This window comes from Sporosarcina gallistercoris, assembly GCF_050459885.1.
Lineage (GTDB): Bacteria > Bacillota > Bacilli > Bacillales_A > Planococcaceae > Sporosarcina > Sporosarcina gallistercoris_A.
Genome location: NZ_JBCMNO010000009.1, coordinates 53,272 through 74,016, shown reverse-complemented (window position 1 = coordinate 74,016; position 20,745 = coordinate 53,272). Strand labels below are relative to the sequence as shown.

Genomic DNA, 20,745 nt, shown 5'->3' with positions numbered 1-20,745 from the left:
TCAGCCCCCGCTTTCCAGTAGTTCCACAAGGCGCTCTTTCATCTCATTCAACTGTTCGTCGATGCTCACGACGATTCTTCCATGGTTTGTTTCGATATAACATTCGGTATCTTCGAATTCATCGTTAACGAATACCAGCATCGGTACGTCCGGCGGGAAGATCGAAGCAAGTTCTTCACGGCTATCTGAAACTAACTTATAATACTTGGGGGATACATAAACTTTCACTTCCCGCATTTCGCGTACTTCTTTCAAACCTCGCTTCACAATGGACAAAAACAACTCTGAATCCTCATTCAGTGCGTGACCAAGAATACGTTCGGCGGATTTCATCGCAATCTCCAGAATCAACCGTTCTTGTTGGTCCAAGTAGGACTGACCATTTTTTCGTGCCATTTCTATCGTATCATTGGCTTGTTCAATCGTGTCTTGCATATCTGAAATACTTTTTTTAGTACCTTCTTCATACCCGACTTGGAACGCTTCTTCGTAAGCTTGTTGCTGAAGTTCCGCCTTTTCGGATTCCCAAGCATTTCGCATGGCGTCTATATCGTCCTGCGCGGTCTCTCGCATCTGTTCAATTGATGCCTTTTCAATCCCTGCTTGAGTGCGCGCCTCGTTCATAAGACGATCCCGTTCCATTATGATTTCCGCTAAATTCAGTTGGGGAAGTGTTGAAGTTTCTGCGGATATCTCGTTCACAGTTCGGAGATTACGAATTCCAATCTTCTTCACACCTGTCACTTGGTTCGTATCAGGTCTGTAGATATTAGACAATCACATCATCTCCTCCACCACGTGCAATAATAATTTCGCCTGCATCTTCCAGTCGACGGATTGTCGCAACAATCCTCGATTGTGCTTCTTCCACATCTCGCAGCCTGACTGGTCCCATGACGTCCATCTCTTCTTTGAATGATTCCGCCATTCGTTGAGACATATTTTTGAAAAGGATATCTTTAACCTCTTCACTCGACACTTTCATAGATAGAATGAGATCTTCATTTTCACAATCACGGATTACACGTTGGATTGAGCGGTTATCGAGTGTGATAATATCTTCGAAGACAAACATCCGTTTCTTGATTTCTTCTGCAAGTTCAGGATCCTGGATTTCGAGTGCATCGAGTATCGTTTTTTCAGTTGCTCTGTCCACTCCATTCAGTACCTCGACAACTGCATCCACACCACCGGTATCCGAGTAGTCCTGAGTAACAGTTGAAGATAGTTTTCGTTCGAGGACTGCTTCAATCTCACTAACGACTTCCGGAGAGGTGGATTCCATTTTAGCAATCCGTTTCGCGATGTCCGCTTGGACTTCCTGTGGCAAGGAAGACAGGATTATCCCCGCCTGTTCAGCTTCCAAGTAAGACAAAATGAGCGCTATCGTCTGAGGATGTTCATTTTGGATGAAATTCAAAATCTGACTCGGCTCCGTCCTTCTTGCAAAGTCAAAAGGACGGACTTGCAAGGAAGACGTCAAGCGATTAATGACCGCTTGCGCATGTTCTTTACCTAACGCTTTTTCTAGAATCGTTTTCGCGTATCCGATACCGCCTTGAGAAATATAATCTTGTGCGAGCGCAATGTTATGAAACTCCTCAATGATTTCTTCCTTCACTGAAGCTTCCACCTTACGAACGCCTGAAATTTCGAGTGTCAATCGTTCGATTTCGTCTTCCGCTAAATGCTTGTAAATCGCTGCGGATACTTCAGGACCGAGAGAAATCAGAAGGAGAGCCGCCTTCTGCTTCCCGGACATTTCTTTATCTTTTTTCACCATGTCTGATCTCCCCTTAGTCCTCTGCTATCCACGTGCGTAACAATTTCGCGAATTCTTCCGGTTTATCTTTCGCCATTTTTTCCAATTGTTTTCTGCGCATCGTCCCTTCGGTTTCAACTTCTCCATTAATGTCGCTCACTTCAATTGCTTGCAATTGTTCTTCCAGTGCACGTGCTTCTTCAAATGCAAGCGCTTCGTCTTTTCGTCGTTTCCGAATATAGAGGATGACTAAAGCAATAATCACTAACAGCAGTACGCCACCGGCAACATATACCCACCAAGGAATCACAGTGCGTTCTGTATCGAAATCAGCTTGTTTACCACGAATCGGCTGAATGGAAACAGCGATTTTCTGAGCCAATTGCTCTTCGGTCAATTCACCTACAGAAACTTTATCAATCGAAGTCCTTACAATCGTTTCCAGAATTTGTTTGATGTCCTCTTCAACACCAGGGTCCATTGATCCAGGATCACCTGCAGTCGGTGGCTCAACCATTACTTGGAGACCAATATCCCGTATTTTATAAGGACTTTCGACAATGTTTTTACGGATCCGGTTCACTTCATTATTAATCGTCTCTTCCACTCGTTCATAATCTCCATTACCAGTTGATCCTTCAACTATAGTAGTGCGGTTATCTGTCGGATCTTCCCCTTCCGGAATCCCCCCAGGAACGGCACCGTCACCAGTAAATGTTTCTGTGATGCGCTGTACACTTAATGCGATCCCTTCCATACTCTCTTCATCAACGGGTGTAACTAGGTTTTCTTCTCGATTTTCCTGTTGGAAGTCGATATCCGTTGTGACTGAAACAACAACTTTTTCTTGTCCCATCATGGAACCTAACATCATTTGGACTTGACGTTGAAGATCACGCTCAATAGATTTTTTAATCGACATTTGGTCAGCAACATTCGTACCGAACTGGTTATTTTCATGGTTCAGATCGTAGTACTCGAAATATTGGTTCATCACCACAATATCCTCAGGCGCTAAGTTCGGAATACTTTTAGAAATCAGGTTGTATAGCCCTTTTATTTGGGGTTCACTGAACTCCTGACCCGGTTCTGTTTTTAGGACAATGGATGCGCTTGCTGCTTGTACATCCTCTTTGACGAAAACTCCTTGCGTCGGGAGTGTGATCATGACTTTGGCATCTTGCACACCTTCAATACCAGTGATCAATTTAGCAAGTTCATTTTGCATCGTGGCAAGCTTGATCATATTAAATTCATTATCAGTAGTTCCAAATCCCGCATTTTCCGAGAAGAAAGAATAATCGATTCTCCCTGAATTCGCAAGTCCTTGGGACTCAATGGATACAAGCAAATCATCTACTCGTTCTTCAGGAACTAATATGGATGTCCCTCCTGGCGCAATTTGGTTCGGGACTGCCTGCGCATCTAGCTCTTCTTTTATTCTACCAATATCTGAACGGGATAAATCTTTGTATAAAGGCACATATGTTGTACGAGATAGGAAAAAAGTAAGGAGTGCTGCAACAAGGATGATCGAGGCTGCAATACTTACATACAAGATTTTCTGGTTTTTTGTCCGGTTTGACCAAAACGCTTGAAAATCGCTTTTGATCTTTGTCAATCTCTCTTTCATTCTGATCCTCCGGTCGGCAAACGTCATCCGTACTGCTTATGATGGATAACGGTATATTTTTCTTACACTGGCATACGCATAACTTCTTGATAAGCTTCGATTACTTTATTTCGCACTTCCATCGTGGCACTCAATGCAACTGAAGCTTTTTGAGCAGTAATCATTACATTATGTAGATCTACATTATCACCACGAACCAATTTTTCAGTCATGACATCCGATTGAACTTGAGCTGCGTTCACGTCTTGGATAGCATCTTTCAAAAAACTGCCAAACTTCTGTTGTGAGTCAAATGTCGTTGGCGAAGTTTTTGTGGCATCGGTCGAAATACCCGGTGCCATCGCCAGGATTGATGATATGGCCATGCGGACTCATCCTTTCTAACTGTTATTTTCCGATTTCAAGTGCTTTCATCAGCATTGCTTTGTTGGAATTGAGGACAGTAATGTTTGCTTCATACGAGCGGGTTGCAGACATCATATCGATTGTTTCACGTAAAGGATCGACATTAGGCATTTCTACATACCCCTCTGCGTTAGCATCCGGGTGTGTAGGATCATAGACTTGTTTAAAAGGGGTTTCCGTATCTTCTTGGATTTTCGAAACCGTGACACCATTACCGACAGAACCTCTTTCACGTGTACCCATCGCAACATTCAGGAAGTTTGAAAACTGTCCTTGCTTCGGTTCAAATGAAACCGACTTTCTTCGATAAGGCTGCCATTCCCCTTCTACTAACTTACCACGAGTGGTATCTATGTTTGCCATATTAGAAGAAATGACATCCATCCGGAGCCGTTGCGACGTTAGTGCGGAAGCTGCAGAATTCAAGCTATGGAAAATAGACACAGTTAACGTCCTCCTTTGATGACATTATTGAGTGAGTTGAATTTACTGCTGATCCGATCAGCGAGCGCATTATAATAGATTTGGTTAGCCGCTAAGTCCGCTTGTTCCTTATCCATATCGACACCATTACCGTTTTGGTTGTATTTGAAATTTGAATAAGTGTGGGTTCCTGAACCGGAAGTCGTTGGAGAAAATTTCAAATGGCGTGAATCAGTACGTATTGCTTCTAATTGAGCTGACTTCGCTTCATGTAAGTAACTCTTGAAGTCTACTGTTTTAACTTGATAGTTTGGTGTATCCACATTCGCCACATTTTGCGAAATCGCTTTTGATTTGTCAGCAGAAAAATTGAGACCTCTTTCTAAAGCTGAAATCGTTCCTCCATAAAGGTCCAAATTACTCTCCTCCTTCATGTATAGTTGAGAATTATATTAAATTCGACATAATATCCTAAAAGTCAACAATTACTACTCATTGTATCGGATGATGAACCATTTTGTCTAGACATATTATATTAAAAAGGAAGAAACATTCCTTATAATATCACAGTCGTTCACAGGATTTACCAAGACTTTTGAGTCTTAAGTACCTGTTCTTTTAGAATTAGATGTTCTTGTATTATCATTGGGAATACTTATTAATTTAGGCTCAGTAAATTTTCTTTCTATAAATAATAGAAGTTCCTTTATTTTTTATAGAAAAAAAACGAGTAAAAAGCGATATCCGCTTTTTACTCGTTTTTAATCATGCACTACTTTAAGCATTATGACTTTTGCTTTTCAAGTTCCTCTAGGAATTTGCTGTTCAACACTTTGATATATGTGCCTTTCATTCCAAGTGAGCGCGATTCAATCACACCAGCACTCTCGAGTTTACGAAGTGCGTTGACGATAACTGAACGCGTAATACCAACACGGTCTGCAATTTTAGATGCAACGAGTAGTCCCTCATTACCATCTAACTCATTGAAGATATGCTCGATTGCTTCATGCTCACTGTATGAAAGTGAGTTGATAGCCATTTGTACGACCGCTTTACTGCGAGCTTCCGTTTCAATTTCTTCAGATTTCTCACGAAGAATTTCCATTCCTACAACTGTTGCACCATACTCCGCTAGGATAAGATCGTCTTCTTTGAAGTCATCACTCAAACGTGCAAGTATTAGTGTTCCAAGACGTTCACCACCACCAATGATTGGAACGATTGTAGTTAAGCCGCTTTTGAAGAGTTCTTGGTTTTCGACAGGGAATACAGTGTATTCACTTTCGATTCCAATGTTCGGAGAAGTTTCGCGTATCTCAAAAAGCTGTTTAGTATACGCTTCAGGGAATTTACGATCCTCGAACATTTGCTTCATACGCTCATTTTCAATTTGGTGATGAATTTCAAGTCCAAGCAGTTTTCCTTTTCGACTTACGATAAATGCGTTACAGTCGATAACTTCACTTAGCTGCTCCGCCATTTGCTTGAAATTCACTTGCTTACCCGCAGTTTCTTGAAGCATTGCATTAATTTTTCTTGTTTTTTCTAACAGTGACATTATATTTTCCTCCTCATAATTATAGAACTGATAAGAATATTCTAAAGGTTTTCAATTATTAAATAAACTACTTTGTCTCCATTATAGAATGAAATGTGACAAATCTTTGTCTTTTACGATTCCTTGCAATTTTTCGTCGACATATGACGGTGTGATTTTTATACTTGTAGGACCAATATCAGACGCTTCAAATGAGAGTTCTTCCAGAAGACGTTCAACAATTGTATGAAGTCGTCTCGCACCAATGTTCTCGGTATTATCATTCACTTCGAATGCAATTTCAGCAATTCGATCGATTGCCTCATCCGTGAACTCTAACAGGACGTCCTCCGTTGCCAGAAGTTTCTCGTATTGTCGAATAAGAGAGAAATCAGGTTCTTTCAAAATACGGACGAAATCCTCTTTGGTCAATTTGTCTAATTCGACGCGAATCGGGAATCTCCCTTGCAACTCAGGTATTATATCCGACGGTTTCGCCATATGGAAAGCTCCCGCAGCTATGAATAAGATATAATCGGTTTTCACCGATCCGTATTTCGTATTTACGGTTGAACCTTCTACAATCGGTAAAATATCTCGTTGAACCCCTTCACGGGAAACATCAGCACTAGAAGATCCGCCGCTCTTACTTGCGATCTTGTCCATTTCATCAATGAAGATAATTCCGGATTGCTCCGTTAACTGGACAGCTTGCCGAGCAATTTCATCATGATCAATTAGTTTGTCCGCTTCTTCAGCTTCTAATACCCTTCTCGCATCTTTTACGGCCAGCTTACGCAATGTCGTTTTTTTAGGCATAAGTGAGGAAAGGGCATCTTGCATGTTCGACCCCATCTGTTCCATACCTGAACCTTGAAGTGCATCAAACATGGAAGGCTGTTGAGAAGCGACTTCAACTGTCACTTGCTCATCTTCCAGCTTCCCCTGTTTAAGTAAGACTGCAACTTCACTTTTCTTTCGAGTCATCTCTGTTACTTCTTCTTGTTGATCAGCGTCACTCTCATTGTTTTGCCCACCAAACAGCATTTCAAACGGATTTTGCATAGATCCCTTCTTTTTCTTAGAAGGTACGAGCAATTCCACTAAGCGTTCTTCTGCTTGAACGGCTGCTTGATCTTTCACTTGAGCGCGCTGTTTTTCTTTAACAATCCGGACACCTGTTTCAACGAGGTCACGTACCATGGATTCAACGTCACGCCCGACGTAGCCTACCTCGGTAAATTTCGTCGCTTCGACTTTAACAAACGGAGCATCCACGAGTTTCGCAATACGTCGTGCGATTTCTGTTTTACCTACACCGGTTGGTCCAATCATTAAAATGTTCTTCGGGATGATTTCATTCTTCTCTTCGTCAGATAACAAGTTACGTCTATAGCGATTTCTTATGGCAACCGCAACCGCACGTTTCGCTTTGTCCTGCCCTACAATATACCGGTTTAAAAATGAGATCATTTCTTTGGGCGTCAGTTGTAATGAAGTCATTCCCCAAGCACCTCCACGATAATCTTGTCGTTTGTAAACACACAAATTTCAGAAGCCGTTTCTAGTGCTGCACGTGCAATCTGTTCAGCAGTCAACGATTCGCCAGCATATTTAGCAAGCGATCTGCCAGCTGCTAACGCATAGTTCCCACCGGATCCAATCGCAAGAATGCCATCATCTGGTTCAATCACTTCACCTGTTCCCGACACAAGAAGGAGAGTGTCTTCGTTCATCACAAGCAACATCGCCTCGAGTTTCCGAAGAATCTGATCGCCTCTCCATTCTTTTGCAAGTTCTACAGAAGCCCTCTGCAGATTTCCGTTGTACTCTGTCAATTTATCTTCAAAAAGATCAAACAGCGTAAATGCATCGGCAACAGATCCTGCAAATCCTGCGAGTACGTTTCCGTTAAATAACCTGCGGACCTTTTTTGCGGTGTGTTTCATAACTACACTTTCTCCCATGGTGACTTGACCATCACCGGACATTGCACAAACTCCCTTATGCCGAATGGCAAAAATCGTGGTTGCATGAAATTCCATTTAAATTTCCTCCTAAGCACGCGGATGCGTATTCATATAGGTTCTTCTTAAATGCTCTTTCGTTGTATGGGTGTATATTTGTGTCGAAGACAAATCACTGTGCCCCAAAAGTTCTTGGACAGTACGCATATCTGCTCCAGCAGATAATAAATGGGTCGCAAACGTGTGACGTAACATATGCGGATAAACATTCGATTGTATGGAAGCTCGCTCAACAATGGAATCCAATACGTGTCTGACACCTCGGTCAGTAAGCGGTCCACCTCTTAAATTGACAAACAATATTTCATGCTTCGTCGATTTCATTAGAAAGTGTCGACTGAATTCGATATATCGCTCAATTGCTGATTGCGCAAAACTTCCGAATGGGACGTAGCGTTCTTTCCGACCTTTCCCCATTACCCTCACAATCCCCAAGTCGTTGTCAATATCACTTAAACGAATCGATGTGAGTTCGCTCACGCGAATTCCTGTTGCGTAAAGTAGTTCAAGCAATGCACAATCCCGGAGATCCCTAGGTTTTTCACCAAGGCACGCACCAAAAAGCTTTTCTAGTTCCTCCACATAAAAAAAAGCAGGAAGACGCTCTTCTTTTTTAGGGTGATGCAGTAAACGGAATGCTGTATCATTAATCCCGTAACGGGCATTAGCAAATCGGAAAAAGGAACGGACTGATGAAATTTTCCTGGAAATTGTTGCTCTCGATAACTCTCGATCATACAGGCGCGAAGCAAATAGTCGTGCTTCTTGATATGTAATGCTCTCTATCGTGAGAATGCCTTCGGTTTTTATGAACTCAAGAAACTCATCTACATCTTTTTCATATTCCGTTACAGTGTGCACTGAATAGTTTTTCTCCAAACGAACGTATGTTATATACTCATCACGAATTTGGAAAATCTCTTTATCCATTTCAGACACCTCCTGGAAAACGAACAAATAATCATCATTTTAACGCTCGGCAAACAGCGTATTCGATTATCCAAAATAATTGAAAATGCCGACTACTCCTTAAATTCAAATTCATCCACGATTTACTATACATGATTTACAGGTATTTCTTCAACTATCAGCATCCAGGAAGTCTGACCTCTTAGTATTCTTTTTAAATATCGACATGAAATGTACACATTTACTTCATACTTTCCCATCAAAAAGAAGAAGAGAGGCTTGCTCTCTTCTTCTCATTGGGAACTTATGTGATTTTCAACTTTAAAAGCATCAAGTGCTTCGAGTGCTCGATTGGAGTGTTTTTCAGCTCTTTCCAATTTAGAACGGACGCGCTCTCCTAAATCCGGGAACAAACCGAAGTTCACATTCATCGGTTGAAAATTCTTCGAATCGGCTTCAGTAATATATCTCGCCAAGCTCCCTAAGGCCGTCTGATTAGGAAGGATATAAAGTTCTTCCCCTAAAGCCAGCCGTGCTGCGTTCATGCCTGCAACTAAACCGGATCCTGCGGACTCGACATATCCTTCAACCCCAGTCATTTGACCTGCGAAAAATAAATTCGGATTCGCCTTTAACTGATAGGTCGGTTGTAAAACTCTCGGTGAATTGATGAAGGTGTTTCTATGCATCACACCATAACGAACGATTTCTACATTTTCCAGACCAGGAATGAGCCGCAAGACTTCTTTTTGAGCTCCCCACTTCATGTGTGTCTGGAAGCCGACGATATTGTATAGAGTCCCTGCCGCATCGTCTTGACGAAGCTGAACAACAGCCTTAGGTCGTTTACCAGTTTTAGGATCTTCCAACCCAACCGGCTTCATAGGACCAAACAACAGCGTTTTCTCTCCTCGACTTGCAAGAACTTCAACTGGCATACAACTTTCGAAGTAAACTTCTTTTTCGAATTCTTTTAGTTCTGCAACTTCTGCGTTTACTAACGCTTCGTAGAATGCAGCAAATTCATTTTCATCCATCGGACAATTGAGATACGCCGCTTCACCTTTGTCATAGCGTGATTTGAGATAGACTTTGTCCATATCGATAGAGTCTTTTTCAACGATAGGCGCTGCCGCATCGTAAAAATACAGATACTCTTCACCCGTAAGCTGACGGACTTTTTCTGCTAATGCTGGAGAAGTGAGCGGGCCCGTTGCTATCACTGTGATGCCTTCCGGGATTTCAGTCACTTCTTCGTTAATGACTTCCACGAGTGGATGATTCCGTACTTTATCCGTCACATGCGCAGAGAACTCATGACGATCGACAGCAAGCGCTCCTCCAGCAGGAACGGAGCAAGCATCCGCCGCTGCAATAATCACGGAATCCAGACGTCGCATTTCTTCTTTTATGACGCCTACAGCATTCGTTAGTGAGTTTGCACGCAGAGAATTACTGCAAACCAGCTCTGCGAATTTGTCTGTATGGTGTGCTGGAGTCTGCTGGACAGGACGCATTTCGTATAAGCGGACTTGTACCCCTCGACTTGCAATTTGCCAAGCTGCTTCACTTCCCGCAAGTCCAGCGCCGATGACATTTACAATTGGTGTCACTTTGAACCCTTCTCTCTAGCTAATTTATTCTTGTGGTTTTTCTTTGTAGTCACATTCCGTGCACTGGATCTGCAGACCTTTTTTCAAACGTTTTTCAACGAGTGTGCTTTCACACTTAGGACACGGTCTCGAGATTGGCTTGTCCCACGAAATGTATTCACATTCAGGATATCGGTCGCACCCATAAAAAATTCTGTTTTTCTTACTCTTCCGTTCTACCACTTCCCCTTCTTTACAAAGCGGACAGGCCACCCCGATCGGTTTAATGATCGCTTTTGTATTACGGCAATCCGGGAAGTTCGAGCAAGCCATGAATTTGCCATAACGCCCCATCTTATAAACCATCGGAGATCCGCACTTTTCACAATCTTCTCCAGCCGGTTCGTCTTTGATTTCGATTTTTTCCATTTCTTCATCTGCAATTTTCAAATGCTTTTCAAAGTCTTTGTAAAACTCATCAATGACTGAAACCCATGGGATTTCGCCGAGTTCGATATGGTCTAGACTTTGTTCCATTTTTGCCGTGAATTCGGCGTTGGTAATATCTGAGAAGTATTGGTTGACCGCCGCGTTGACAATACCACCTAATTCAGTGGGAACAAACCGTTTGGCGTCTAGCGTGACATATCCTCTTTTTTGGATCGTATCCAATGTTGGAGCGTATGTCGAGGGTCTTCCTATTCCAAGTTCCTCCAAAGTCTTGACAAGACGTGCTTCTGAGTAACGGGGCGGCGGTTGTGTGAAATGCTGCTTCGGATCAATCGATGAACACTTGACCGTCTCTCCTTCAGTAAGTGGTGGAAGAACATTATCCTTTTCCTCTTCTTTATCATCATGACTTTCAATATACACTTTCATGAATCCCGGGAATTTCACTTGCGACCCCGTTGCTCTGAACTGAACATCATTATTCAGCAAATCGACAGTGACCGTATCAAGGATGGCCGGTGCCATCTGACTTGCTAGAAAACGCGACCAGATGAGTTTGTATAACTTCATTTGGTCTTTTGATAAAAACGCTTTCATCGCTTCAGGTGTACGTAGGACAGACGTTGGGCGCACCGCTTCGTGTGCATCTTGAGTTTTCGCAGCGGAGGATTTGCTTGCTGCTTTTGTTTTTTTCGTAAACTCTTCACCGTACATTGTTTCAATATGCGACTTCGCTTCAGTTTGTGCCGTTTCTGATGTCCGCGTTGAATCCGTTCGCATATACGTGATGAGTCCAACGATACCCTCTTTGCCAATCGTAATCCCTTCATACAATTGCTGGGCAATCATCATCGTCTTCTTCGCACGGAAGTTCAACTTACGGGCTGCCTCTTGTTGTAAAGAAGATGTGGTGAACGGTACTGCAGGATTACGTTTACGTTCCTTTTTCACGACTTGATGAACCGTAAAGTCCTCACCGTCCATGCTCGAAAGAACTTCATCCACTTGCTTTTTGTCCGTCAGTTTAACTTTCTTACCAGCTGTCCCATAGAAAGAGGCTTCAAAGTCACCTTCTTTTTTACTGAATCCAGCTCCAATTGACCAGTACTCTTCAGGTACGAACGCTTTAATCTCTTCTTCGCGATCAATAATAAGTTTTAGAGCTACAGATTGAACCCGTCCAGCTGACAAGCCTTTTTTGACTTTCTTCCATAGAATTGGACTAATATTATATCCGACAAGACGGTCCAGAATCCGGCGTGCTTGTTGGGCATCCACTAAATCAGTATTGATGGGACGAGGATTTTTGAACGATTCTTTAATCGCGTCTTTTGTGATTTCGTTAAAAACGACGCGGCAGTCCGAATTGTCATCTACGCCGAGCTGATGAGCAAGGTGCCAGGCAATCGCTTCCCCTTCTCTGTCGGGGTCAGCCGCGAGAAAGATTTTTTTCGCTTTTTTCGCTTCTTTTTTCAAATCTTGTAAAATCGGGCCTTTTCCCCGAATTGTAATATACTTCGGTTCATAGTTATTTTCAACATCGACGCCCATTTGACTGCGGGGCAAGTCCCTCAAGTGGCCAAGGGAAGCGCGCACTTTGTATTTCTTTCCTAAATAACGTTCAATCGTTTTCGCTTTTGCTGGTGATTCCACGATTACTAGGTAATCTGCCATTCTAAAATGCCCTCCTTAAAGAGGTTCTTTGTATTTATTCATCTAAAAGAATATCTGTTGCAAAATGTATAACAGTTTCCATGGAAAAGCAACTATTTTAGTGAAAAGACATTTCTTTCGTCACGATTCGACAAGAGTTTCAACGATTTGAAAGCCATTCCAGATCGGCCGGGCTCCTTCATCTAATAGTTTGTTCGGTCCTAGTGATAATGGTGAGTCAATGGGGCCCGGAACAGCAAATACTTCTTTCCCATGGTCAAGTGCGTGTTCAATTGTACTCATTGTTCCGCTCTTCACAGCGGATTCTGTTATGACTAGGGTACTGGATAAGCCGCTTATAATCCGGTTCCTCATAGGGAACGTCCATTTAGCAGGTGCATGATATGGCGGATATTCCGTTATTAATAGATGCTCTTTTGCAATCGTTGTGGCAAGTTCCGCATTTTCTTTCGGGTACAGATGAAAAAAACCATGTCCAAGTACCGCTATTGTCTGCCCCCCATATTTAATGGCTGCTTGATGCGCCATAGTGTCTGCACCTTTTGCAAGTCCTGACACTATGACAGAATCATGTTGTACAAGTGGCGGAACAATCATATCCATGGCGCAAATCGAATAGTCCCCCGCTTTTCGGGAACCGATTATAGCGACTTTATTTGTTTTTTTCAACAAACCAGGATTTCCTTTTGCATAAAGGACTGCTGGTGGATCGATTAGTTGTTTCAGTTGATCGGGATAGTCAGGATGTGTATAAGGTATGGGGATGATCCCTTTTTCGAGCAGCATTTCCAAGAGGGGGAGAGGGGATAGTTGGGCAAGTTTCTTATTCAGGATTGTACGCTGCTTTTGTGATAAATTCAGCAAGTATTCGTGTCCATATTTATTTTCAAGCAATTGAACAAGTTTCGGGTAAGGTGCCGGCCACGCATAATGGAGTTTCAAAAGCTCGTGTTCTTGGGCGGTTAGCTTCATTAAATACCTCCTCATTATATAACAAAGATGCAGCGTATCCATTGAATACGCTGCATCTACTATGTTAGTGGGTTTTACACTTTTCGTATAGCCCTTTTTCTTTAATCACTTTAATCAATGTCTCTCCGATAACGGATGGCGTTTCTGCAACCTCTACGCCTGCATTATTGAGCGCTTTGATTTTTTCGTCAGCAGTTCCTTTACCACCGGAAATGATGGCACCAGCGTGACCCATACGCTTTCCTGGAGGTGCTGTTTGTCCGCCGATGAAACCGACGACCGGTTTCTTCATGTTGGCTTTGATCCACTCAGCTGCTTCTTCTTCAGCAGTTCCGCCGATTTCACCAATCATAACGACAGCGTACGTGTCTTCGTCTTCATTGAATTCCTTCAATACGTCGATGAAGTTTGTCCCATTTACAGGGTCCCCACCAATACCGACAGCAGTTGTCTGACCGATACCCGCTTCAGAAAGTTGGTGAACCGCTTCGTACGTCAAAGTACCTGAACGGGAAATTACGCCTACGTGGCCCTTTGTGTGAATGTATCCAGGCATAATACCGATTTTGCATTCTTCCGGTGTGATAACACCCGGGCAGTTCGGTCCGACAAGACGCGTCTTTTTGCCGTCCATGTACCGCACTACTTTCACCATATCCAGAACGGGAATGTGCTCTGTAATACAGATAGCCATATCAAGTTCAGCGTCTACCGCTTCCATGATTGCATCTGCTGCAAAAGGTGCCGGAACGTAGATTACGGAAACGTTAGCGCCAGTTTCTTTGACAGCTTCTTCCATTGTATTGAATACAGGAACGCCCTCAACTTCTGTGCCGCCTTTACCTGGTGTTACACCGGCAACGATTTTCGTTCCGTATTCAAGCATTTGCTGGGTATGAAATTTTGCAGTCCCGCCAGTGATACCTTGGACGACCACTTTTGTATTTTTATCGATATAAATACTCATCGTTTGTCCCTGCCTTTCTTAGCCTACGATTTCAACAATCTTTTGCGCGCCGTCTGCCATGGAGCCAGCTGCAATGATATTAAGTCCCGATTCGTTCAGCAATGCTTTACCTCTTTCCACGTTTGTTCCCTCAAGGCGAACAACCAGTGGTACTTCAAGGCCAACTTCTTTCGCTGCAGTAATGACACCTTCAGCGATAACATCGCACTTCATGATTCCGCCAAAGATGTTAACGAAAATCCCTTTAACATGCTCATCTGAAAGGATGATTTTGAACGCTTCAGTTACTTTTTCAGCAGTCGCGCCGCCCCCAACATCAAGGAAGTTTGCGGGTGATCCGCCGTAGTAATTGATCGTATCCATTGTAGCCATGGCAAGTCCAGCACCATTGACCATACAGCCGATGTTGCCGTCTAAAGAAATATAGCTCAAGTCATACTTGGAAGCTTCGATTTCTTTTGCGTCTTCCTCTTCAAAGTCGCGCAATTCGACGATGTCCTTGTGACGGAACAATGCGTTATCGTCAAAGTTGAATTTCGCATCAAGTGCAAGAACTTGATCATCACCAGTGACAACAAGCGGATTGATTTCCACGATAGAAGCATCTTTTTCAACGAATACTTGATAAAGACCTGTCATGAATTTCGCTGCTTTGTTTACAAGATGCGCAGGAATATTCATATTGAACGCCATACGACGTGCTTGGAAACCAGTCAATCCCGCTACAGGATCGATGACTTCGTGGAAGATTTTTTCAGGAGTCGCTTCTGCAACTTCTTCAATGTCCATTCCGCCTTCTTCAGATCCCATTAGCGTAACACGATCCGTTGCGCGGTCTACGACAAGACTGATGTAGTATTCTTTTTTGATGTCAGCGCCTTCTTCAATAAGTAAACGCTTGACCTCTTTCCCTTCAGGACCCGTTTGGTGAGTCACCAACGTTTTGCCAAGAAGTTCTTTTGCGTAAGCACGTACTTCGTCAAGATTTTTTGCAATTTTGACGCCGCCCGCTTTCCCGCGGCCACCTGCATGAATTTGCGCTTTCACGACAAATACTTCAGTACCGAGCTCTTTCGCTGCTTTTACTGCCTCTTCCGGAGAAAATGCTGCAATCCCTTTTGAAGCTGCAACTCCATATTCACGAAGCAGTTGTTTCCCTTGATATTCATGGATATTCATCTTATATCCTCCAATCAAACTGATAACTATTCTATACTGCGTACTCTATTGTAGTAAACTTGTCATACTATGTCCATATTTGTACTCGATTCGTGCGAAATTTCTGTTCTACTACAGACATGAGCTGTTTACTTTATGCTCTTAGAACGATCTAATCTGTAAACATATGCCAGAACTTCCGATACAGCTTGATACAGTTGGTCGGGTATCGTCTCATTCACTTCTAACTGACCAAGCAATTCCACTAGACTGGGATCTTCTTGAACAGGTACACCGTGTTCTCGAGCTTTTTCGAGTATATTTTCCGCGATTTGCCCTTTTCCTTTCGCCGTCACTTTCGGTGCTTCATTGAGTTCCGGCAAATAGGTCAGCGCGACTGCTTCACGGCGCTTATAACGCTTTTCACTCATATCCTAAAATCGACTCCTTGCGTTCCGTTATCTGTAGGTATGATAGGCTTGTTTTGAGTGTTCACTTCCTCTTGGAAGGGTTTGAATCGAACGGCCGAAAGACGGTAACCTTCTGCACCCAATCCTTCCGCCAGCTTGTCCTGAAGTATTCCCCCCACTGTTTTCAATGTCGGATCTTCATTGAAAATGGTCAATGTCACTACTTTGTTCTGCACTTGCATGTCTACGATTGTTTTGTGGATTGCTTCTAAGTCTAGGTAAAATAAGACACGTGCATGATCCGGGTCAATTTTTCCATCTTCTTTCATCCGACCGTTCCATTCTAGCGTTGCGTCAATTCTCTTCCCCTGCAGCTGAAGAGGCACTTGCATGATGATCTGTTGCTGAACACCTGATTCACTGGATTGCAGAGGCTGGCCGTTCAGTCTGGAAACGACTGTTTCCGCCGCTTCCCGAAGTGCAGTACCAGCCACTCCCTCTTGTAATAGCGCGACGAGTTGGGGCTTCAAGGAATCCTGAATTTGCGAAAAGTGAGGCTCTTTCGATGCAAGGCCCGCCTCGTAGTGCACGCCAAGCCTAGCTAACACCGACTGTATTGCTTGTTTGACAATGCTCCCTGAAAGCTCTTGACTTGTCGCCGCTTCAGCTGCAGCAACGAAGGATTGAATGACTGGCGCATTCGATTGTAGCGCTTGTTTAACTAGTACAGAAAGTTTATCAGGTCCACCATGTGCCTCAAGTATCGCCTGCAGCAGAGCTGGCATACCTGCTTTGGCCGGAGCCGGAATCGTGTTCACCGCCAGATTGGAAGTTGAAATGTTTAGATTCTGAGAGGACTGAGCGGTAATTTGGCTGGGCAGCATCTGTTTTGCAGCGTCACTGAATAATGTCTCACTGAATTTCGAAACCAACGTACTTGCAGATTCATTCGTTTGTGAATGTGCTGTTAAAAGGCTCATTAACTGGGGCTTCACGTTTCCAGGCAGTTCACCCTGTTGTATGATCCGCTGAAGTTCTGCGGACCGTTCAGGAGATAATTTCGTTGTGCCAGTCACAGCTTGTTGGAGTGCTGTCAATAATTGTTTCGAGTCCAGTGCAGGCGTATTTTCCGGAGCCGCTAGTTGGACGGCTAGGTTCCCTGCAACTTGAGCGTTTTTGGATGAATTGACGAGACCTGCCAACACAGTTGACAAATTAGCTAGTGAAGTCTGAGCAGGTAAAATGTCTGCCATCTTCAGAAGTTGGACGGCTTGAAAACGAAGTTCGGGAAGAGCCGACTTGTCCAGTGCAGCCGAAAGTGTTTGCGCCAGTAGTTTTCCTCCGTTAGTTTCCAATAACGGCTGCTTAACCTGCTCCAGTATTGTTTGGATATCCTTTTTCTGAGTAAGTGATATTTCACTGTCTTCGGAGACCGCTTGCTGAAGTGCATCAAGTACGCCTCCAAGACCTGCCTTGGTTTCAATACCCATCATCGCTTGAAATAGTTGTTGTGTGATCGGTAACTTAAGGGACACTAGCTTGCCTATCGATTGTAGCGCTTCTTGATGCTGCCCATGAGGCGCCCCCTTTAATAGCGCTTCACCTGCCGCCAATGATTCCCGTGTAATAGGGATCTGCTGTTTCATGAAGAAATCCACGAGTTTACGCATTTCAGGTGTCTTAGTAAGATGCAATGTATCGAGCAGACTGCCTATCTTTGCACTTTGACTCTCCCCTTGGGGATGCGGTCCTGAGACTAATTTCAATTGCAGTTCAGGATCAGTCGACTTCACTTGGAAGTAATATGAGTCGCCCGCCTTTAGCGGAACTTCCAATTTTGCATTCAGCTTCTGACTTCCGATTTGGACTTCTGCCATTTCCCCTGGATACAATTGTTTGATCGTCCCATGGAAAAGTTGTCCTTCACGTAATTGCGCGGGCTGTGACATTTGTGCGTTCTTCATATTGGCTGGACTAAGATTCGGGATTATAGACGGATTATTCATAAGTCAGCCGCCTTTCTTGCGATCATTGTTTTGATCGGTTCGAATGTTTTCCGGTGATGCACGCTTGGACCATAATTTTCGAGTGCCCTTAAGTGTTCCGGCGTACCATAACCTGCATGGTTATCAAATCGGTACATAGGATATTCTTCGTGTAACTCATCCATCAACTGATCCCTTGTCGTTTTCGCAAGTATGGATGCAGCTGCTATCGCTAAACTTTTAGCATCTCCCTTCACAATGGAGACAGCCGGGCAGTTTGCAGTCAGCGGCATCGCATCTGAAAGGACTTGATCGGGTTCAACAGGCAGCGTCCGGATCGCCTGTTCCATCGATTCACGTGTAGCTGCGTAGATATTGATTTCATCGATACGCTCAGCAGGCTGCACATGAACAGACCAAGCCAAAGAAATTCTTTTGATAATTTCTGCGAGGCGCTCTCGTTCTTTCTTCGATATCTGTTTGGAATCATCCAAACCGATCAACTCATCTGATCCAAGCGGAAGGATAACTGCCGCAGTTACAACGGGACCTGCTAAGGGACCTCTGCCGGCTTCGTCTGTCCCCGCTACTTTAGCGCCTTCAAACGGCGCGAATGATAGATCAAATTGCTGTTTCCCAATATGGTCAGCCTTTGAAACACAACGTTTATCGTACGCTCGATTCCAGCTATTGAGCGCCTGCTGAACTCCTTTACGTGAATCCTTGGTCAACTCTTCCATCCATGGCTCGCGTTCGTTCGTTTCTCTTAGCTGCAATTTGATTGCTTGTATTGTTTTCACACACTCCCACCTTCCATCACACGTCAATTCCATATGTCTATTATCGGTCAACCCATACATTTTTAGATATACAAAAGCCGAAGCCGGTTGCCGGCTCCGGCTATATCATTCCTGTTCTTCTGTCCAATCGAATGTCAATCTTCCAAAATTACCTGATCTGACATCTTGGATGATCAGCTCGGCAACTTTATCGTAGTCGATTTCTCCACCCGACGTATAGGCTCTACGACGTGCTCCGACCGCATCGAACAGCTCTGCTGTGTTATCCTCCACTGTAGCAAAACCATACCGTTCTTTTAATCGATCAGAATACCGATTCGATAAGAACGTCAGTCCATACAACGCCAGATCTTCCATGTTCACAATAGTATCCTTAATCGCTCCAGTCAAGGCAAGCTTTTGACCAGTTTCGGGATCTTCGAACTTCGGCCATAGAATACCCGGAGTATCGAGCAGTTCCAATTCTTTTTCATATTTGATCCATTGCTGAGCTTTTGTGACGCCCGGTTTGTTCCCTGTTTTGGCTATGTTCTTATGAGCGAGTCGATTGATCAGCGTCGATTTTCCAACGTTAGGAATACCCACGATCATCGCGCGGATCGCTCCAGGTCGAATGCCGCGTCTTTTCATCCGTTCGATTTTAGGGGCCAACACTTCCTTAGCTACCTTTGTCACGGACTGCAACCCTTTTCCTTCGAATGAGTTAATGGCAACAGCCCGAATGCCTTGGCCGTCAAAATAGCGGATCCATTTTGCGGTTTCATGCTCATCCGCCAAATCCATCTTATTTAATATCAATATTCTTGGTTTTTGATGAATGACCTCATCAATCATCGGATTACGGGAAGATAATGGAAGTCGTGCATCTACAAGTTCAAATACAATATCCACAAGTTTCAACTGCTCGGTTACTTCTCTTCGGGCTTTCGCCATGTGACCGGGAAACCACTGAATGGTCATCTGCTCCCCCTACTTTCTCAATCCACTAGTCCGATCTCATCCATCGGCCAGAAAACAAATTTTGTCGTACCGATAATATCTTCTATACTGATGACGCCAATGTGTCGGGAATCGTTGCTTTTCCTTCGATTATCCCCCATGACAAATACGTGTCCCTCTGGAATGATTCGCTGTTGGATTTTCTCATCGAGCGTAAAATCTTCAGTCAGTGTACCTTCTGTAATTTCTTTTTTATACGCATCCAGATAAGGTTCCGGAAACGCTTGATCATTTATATATAGAACATCATCTTTATACTCTACGGTTTCGCCAGGAAGCCCGATGACGCGTTTAATATAATCCTTTTGCTCCGGCGCATGGAATACGACGATATCGAAACGATCAGGCTCACCAATTGAATAACTGATTTTGTTCACGATCATTTTATCGCCATCTTCTAATGTCGGCATCATGGAGACTCCATCTACAACAATTGGCGTAAAGAGAAAAACACGAATGACAGCTGCAATTCCAAAGGCAATAAGTAGCGCTTTCACCCATTCAAAGGTTTCATTTTTATTTTTCTTTTCATCCATCCCATTGCCCCCTGTAGTCTAATAATTATATTGTACCTTCAATGCGACTTAGAGGCAAAAAGAAAGGAGGCCGCATAAACGGTCTCCTGATCTTTCTATACTTATCGAAGTTCTTTGATACGTGCAGCTTTTCCGCGTAGGTTGCGAAGGTAGTACAACTTCGCACGACGTACTTTACCACGACGAGTCACTTCTAATTTTACGATTTTTGGTGTGTGTACTGGGAATGTACGCTCCACGCCAACACCGTTGGAGATTTTGCGAACTGTGAATGACTCACTGATTCCGCCTCCACGACGCTTGATAACGACACCTTCAAATAGCTGAATACGCTCGCGCGTTCCCTCAACGATTTTTACGTGCAAACGCACTGTGTCTCCCGGACGGAATGCCGGTAGATCGCTTTTAAGCTGATCTTTTGTAATATCTGCAATTAGTTGTTGCATGATTTTTTCTCTCCTATCCTTAGAGGCTCTTGCGATAAATGACCGCAGCGGAACATC

21 protein-coding genes are annotated in these 20,745 nt (G+C 43.7%); all 21 read right to left on the bottom strand.

Features of this window, described 5'->3' with window-relative positions; all coding sequences use genetic code 11:
* The 21 genes from fliH to rplS all read right to left on the bottom strand — a co-directional run bounded on the left by fliH (position 1) and on the right by rplS (position 20,688).
* Positions 1-777 carry a flagellar assembly protein FliH gene (fliH, locus tag ABE021_RS06900; protein WP_430287682.1) on the bottom strand — a complete coding sequence of 259 codons (777 nt, stop codon included), beginning with the start codon at positions 775-777 and terminating at the stop codon, positions 1-3.
* Complete coding sequence (gene fliG / locus ABE021_RS06895) at positions 770-1,783, bottom strand: flagellar motor switch protein FliG (RefSeq protein ID WP_430287681.1); 1,014 nt, start codon at positions 1,781-1,783, stop codon at positions 770-772. The genes fliH and fliG overlap by 8 nt, the downstream gene beginning before the upstream one ends.
* A gap of 13 nt (positions 1,784-1,796) precedes the next feature.
* A complete protein-coding gene (fliF, locus tag ABE021_RS06890) occupies positions 1,797-3,395 on the bottom strand; it encodes a flagellar basal-body MS-ring/collar protein FliF (protein WP_430287680.1) in 1,599 nt (532 codons plus the stop codon).
* A gap of 62 nt (positions 3,396-3,457) precedes the next feature.
* Complete coding sequence (gene fliE / locus ABE021_RS06885) at positions 3,458-3,760, bottom strand: flagellar hook-basal body complex protein FliE (RefSeq protein WP_430287678.1); 303 nt, start codon at positions 3,758-3,760, stop codon at positions 3,458-3,460.
* 22 nt (positions 3,761-3,782) lie between these two features.
* Positions 3,783-4,244, bottom strand: coding sequence for a flagellar basal body rod protein FlgC (flgC, locus tag ABE021_RS06880; protein WP_430287677.1), 462 nt, complete (start codon positions 4,242-4,244; stop codon positions 3,783-3,785).
* Positions 4,245-4,246: 2 nt separating this feature from the next.
* Positions 4,247-4,639, bottom strand: coding sequence for a flagellar basal body rod protein FlgB (gene flgB / locus ABE021_RS06875; protein WP_430287676.1), 393 nt, complete (start codon positions 4,637-4,639; stop codon positions 4,247-4,249).
* 368 nt (positions 4,640-5,007) lie between these two features.
* Positions 5,008-5,784: a GTP-sensing pleiotropic transcriptional regulator CodY gene (codY, locus tag ABE021_RS06870; protein WP_430287675.1), complete on the bottom strand. Its 777-nt coding sequence runs from the start codon at positions 5,782-5,784 to the stop codon at positions 5,008-5,010.
* Between the two features lie 81 nt (positions 5,785-5,865).
* Positions 5,866-7,266 carry an ATP-dependent protease ATPase subunit HslU gene (gene hslU / locus ABE021_RS06865; RefSeq protein WP_430287673.1) on the bottom strand — a complete coding sequence of 467 codons (1,401 nt, stop codon included), beginning with the start codon at positions 7,264-7,266 and terminating at the stop codon, positions 5,866-5,868.
* Positions 7,263-7,808: an ATP-dependent protease subunit HslV gene (gene hslV, locus ABE021_RS06860; RefSeq protein ID WP_430287671.1), complete on the bottom strand. Its 546-nt coding sequence runs from the start codon at positions 7,806-7,808 to the stop codon at positions 7,263-7,265. Before hslV ends, hslU begins: the two co-directional genes overlap by 4 nt.
* 12 nt (positions 7,809-7,820) lie before the next feature.
* On the bottom strand, positions 7,821-8,720 hold the full coding sequence (xerC, locus tag ABE021_RS06855) for a tyrosine recombinase XerC (RefSeq protein WP_430287670.1): 900 nt from the start codon (positions 8,718-8,720) through the stop codon (positions 7,821-7,823).
* Positions 8,721-8,992: 272 nt separating this feature from the next.
* Positions 8,993-10,312 carry an FADH(2)-oxidizing methylenetetrahydrofolate--tRNA-(uracil(54)-C(5))-methyltransferase TrmFO gene (trmFO, locus tag ABE021_RS06850; RefSeq protein WP_430287668.1) on the bottom strand — a complete coding sequence of 440 codons (1,320 nt, stop codon included), beginning with the start codon at positions 10,310-10,312 and terminating at the stop codon, positions 8,993-8,995.
* 24 nt (positions 10,313-10,336) lie between these two features.
* A complete protein-coding gene (gene topA / locus ABE021_RS06845; protein WP_430287666.1) occupies positions 10,337-12,415 on the bottom strand; it encodes a type I DNA topoisomerase in 2,079 nt (692 codons plus the stop codon).
* A gap of 120 nt (positions 12,416-12,535) precedes the next feature.
* The gene (gene dprA / locus ABE021_RS06840; RefSeq protein ID WP_430287663.1) at positions 12,536-13,387 is read right to left on the bottom strand and encodes a DNA-processing protein DprA; all 852 of its coding nucleotides are present in this window, start codon (positions 13,385-13,387) and stop codon (positions 12,536-12,538) included.
* Positions 13,388-13,451: 64 nt separating this feature from the next.
* The gene (gene sucD, locus ABE021_RS06835) at positions 13,452-14,354 is read right to left on the bottom strand and encodes a succinate--CoA ligase subunit alpha (RefSeq protein WP_430287662.1); all 903 of its coding nucleotides are present in this window, start codon (positions 14,352-14,354) and stop codon (positions 13,452-13,454) included.
* Positions 14,355-14,372: 18 nt separating this feature from the next.
* On the bottom strand, positions 14,373-15,533 hold the full coding sequence (sucC, locus tag ABE021_RS06830; RefSeq protein ID WP_430287661.1) for an ADP-forming succinate--CoA ligase subunit beta: 1,161 nt from the start codon (positions 15,531-15,533) through the stop codon (positions 14,373-14,375).
* Positions 15,534-15,661: 128 nt separating this feature from the next.
* On the bottom strand, positions 15,662-15,943 hold the full coding sequence (locus tag ABE021_RS06825; protein WP_430287660.1) for an EscU/YscU/HrcU family type III secretion system export apparatus switch protein: 282 nt from the start codon (positions 15,941-15,943) through the stop codon (positions 15,662-15,664).
* Entirely contained in the window at positions 15,940-17,928 is a 1,989-nt protein-coding gene (locus tag ABE021_RS06820; RefSeq protein ID WP_430287658.1) for a hypothetical protein, read from the bottom strand. The genes ABE021_RS06825 and ABE021_RS06820 overlap by 4 nt, the downstream gene beginning before the upstream one ends.
* Positions 17,925-18,707, bottom strand: coding sequence for a ribonuclease HII (locus ABE021_RS06815; RefSeq protein ID WP_430287656.1), 783 nt, complete (start codon positions 18,705-18,707; stop codon positions 17,925-17,927). The genes ABE021_RS06820 and ABE021_RS06815 overlap by 4 nt, the downstream gene beginning before the upstream one ends.
* A 105-nt stretch (positions 18,708-18,812) precedes the next feature.
* Positions 18,813-19,667 (bottom strand): ribosome biogenesis GTPase YlqF, encoded by an 855-nt coding sequence (gene ylqF / locus ABE021_RS06810; RefSeq protein WP_430287655.1) that lies wholly within the window; start codon positions 19,665-19,667, stop codon positions 18,813-18,815.
* Between the two features lie 17 nt (positions 19,668-19,684).
* The gene (gene lepB / locus ABE021_RS06805) at positions 19,685-20,242 is read right to left on the bottom strand and encodes a signal peptidase I (RefSeq protein WP_430287653.1); all 558 of its coding nucleotides are present in this window, start codon (positions 20,240-20,242) and stop codon (positions 19,685-19,687) included.
* Between the two features lie 101 nt (positions 20,243-20,343).
* Complete coding sequence (gene rplS, locus ABE021_RS06800; RefSeq protein ID WP_039041905.1) at positions 20,344-20,688, bottom strand: 50S ribosomal protein L19; 345 nt, start codon at positions 20,686-20,688, stop codon at positions 20,344-20,346.
* Between the last annotated feature and the right edge of the window lie 57 nt (positions 20,689-20,745).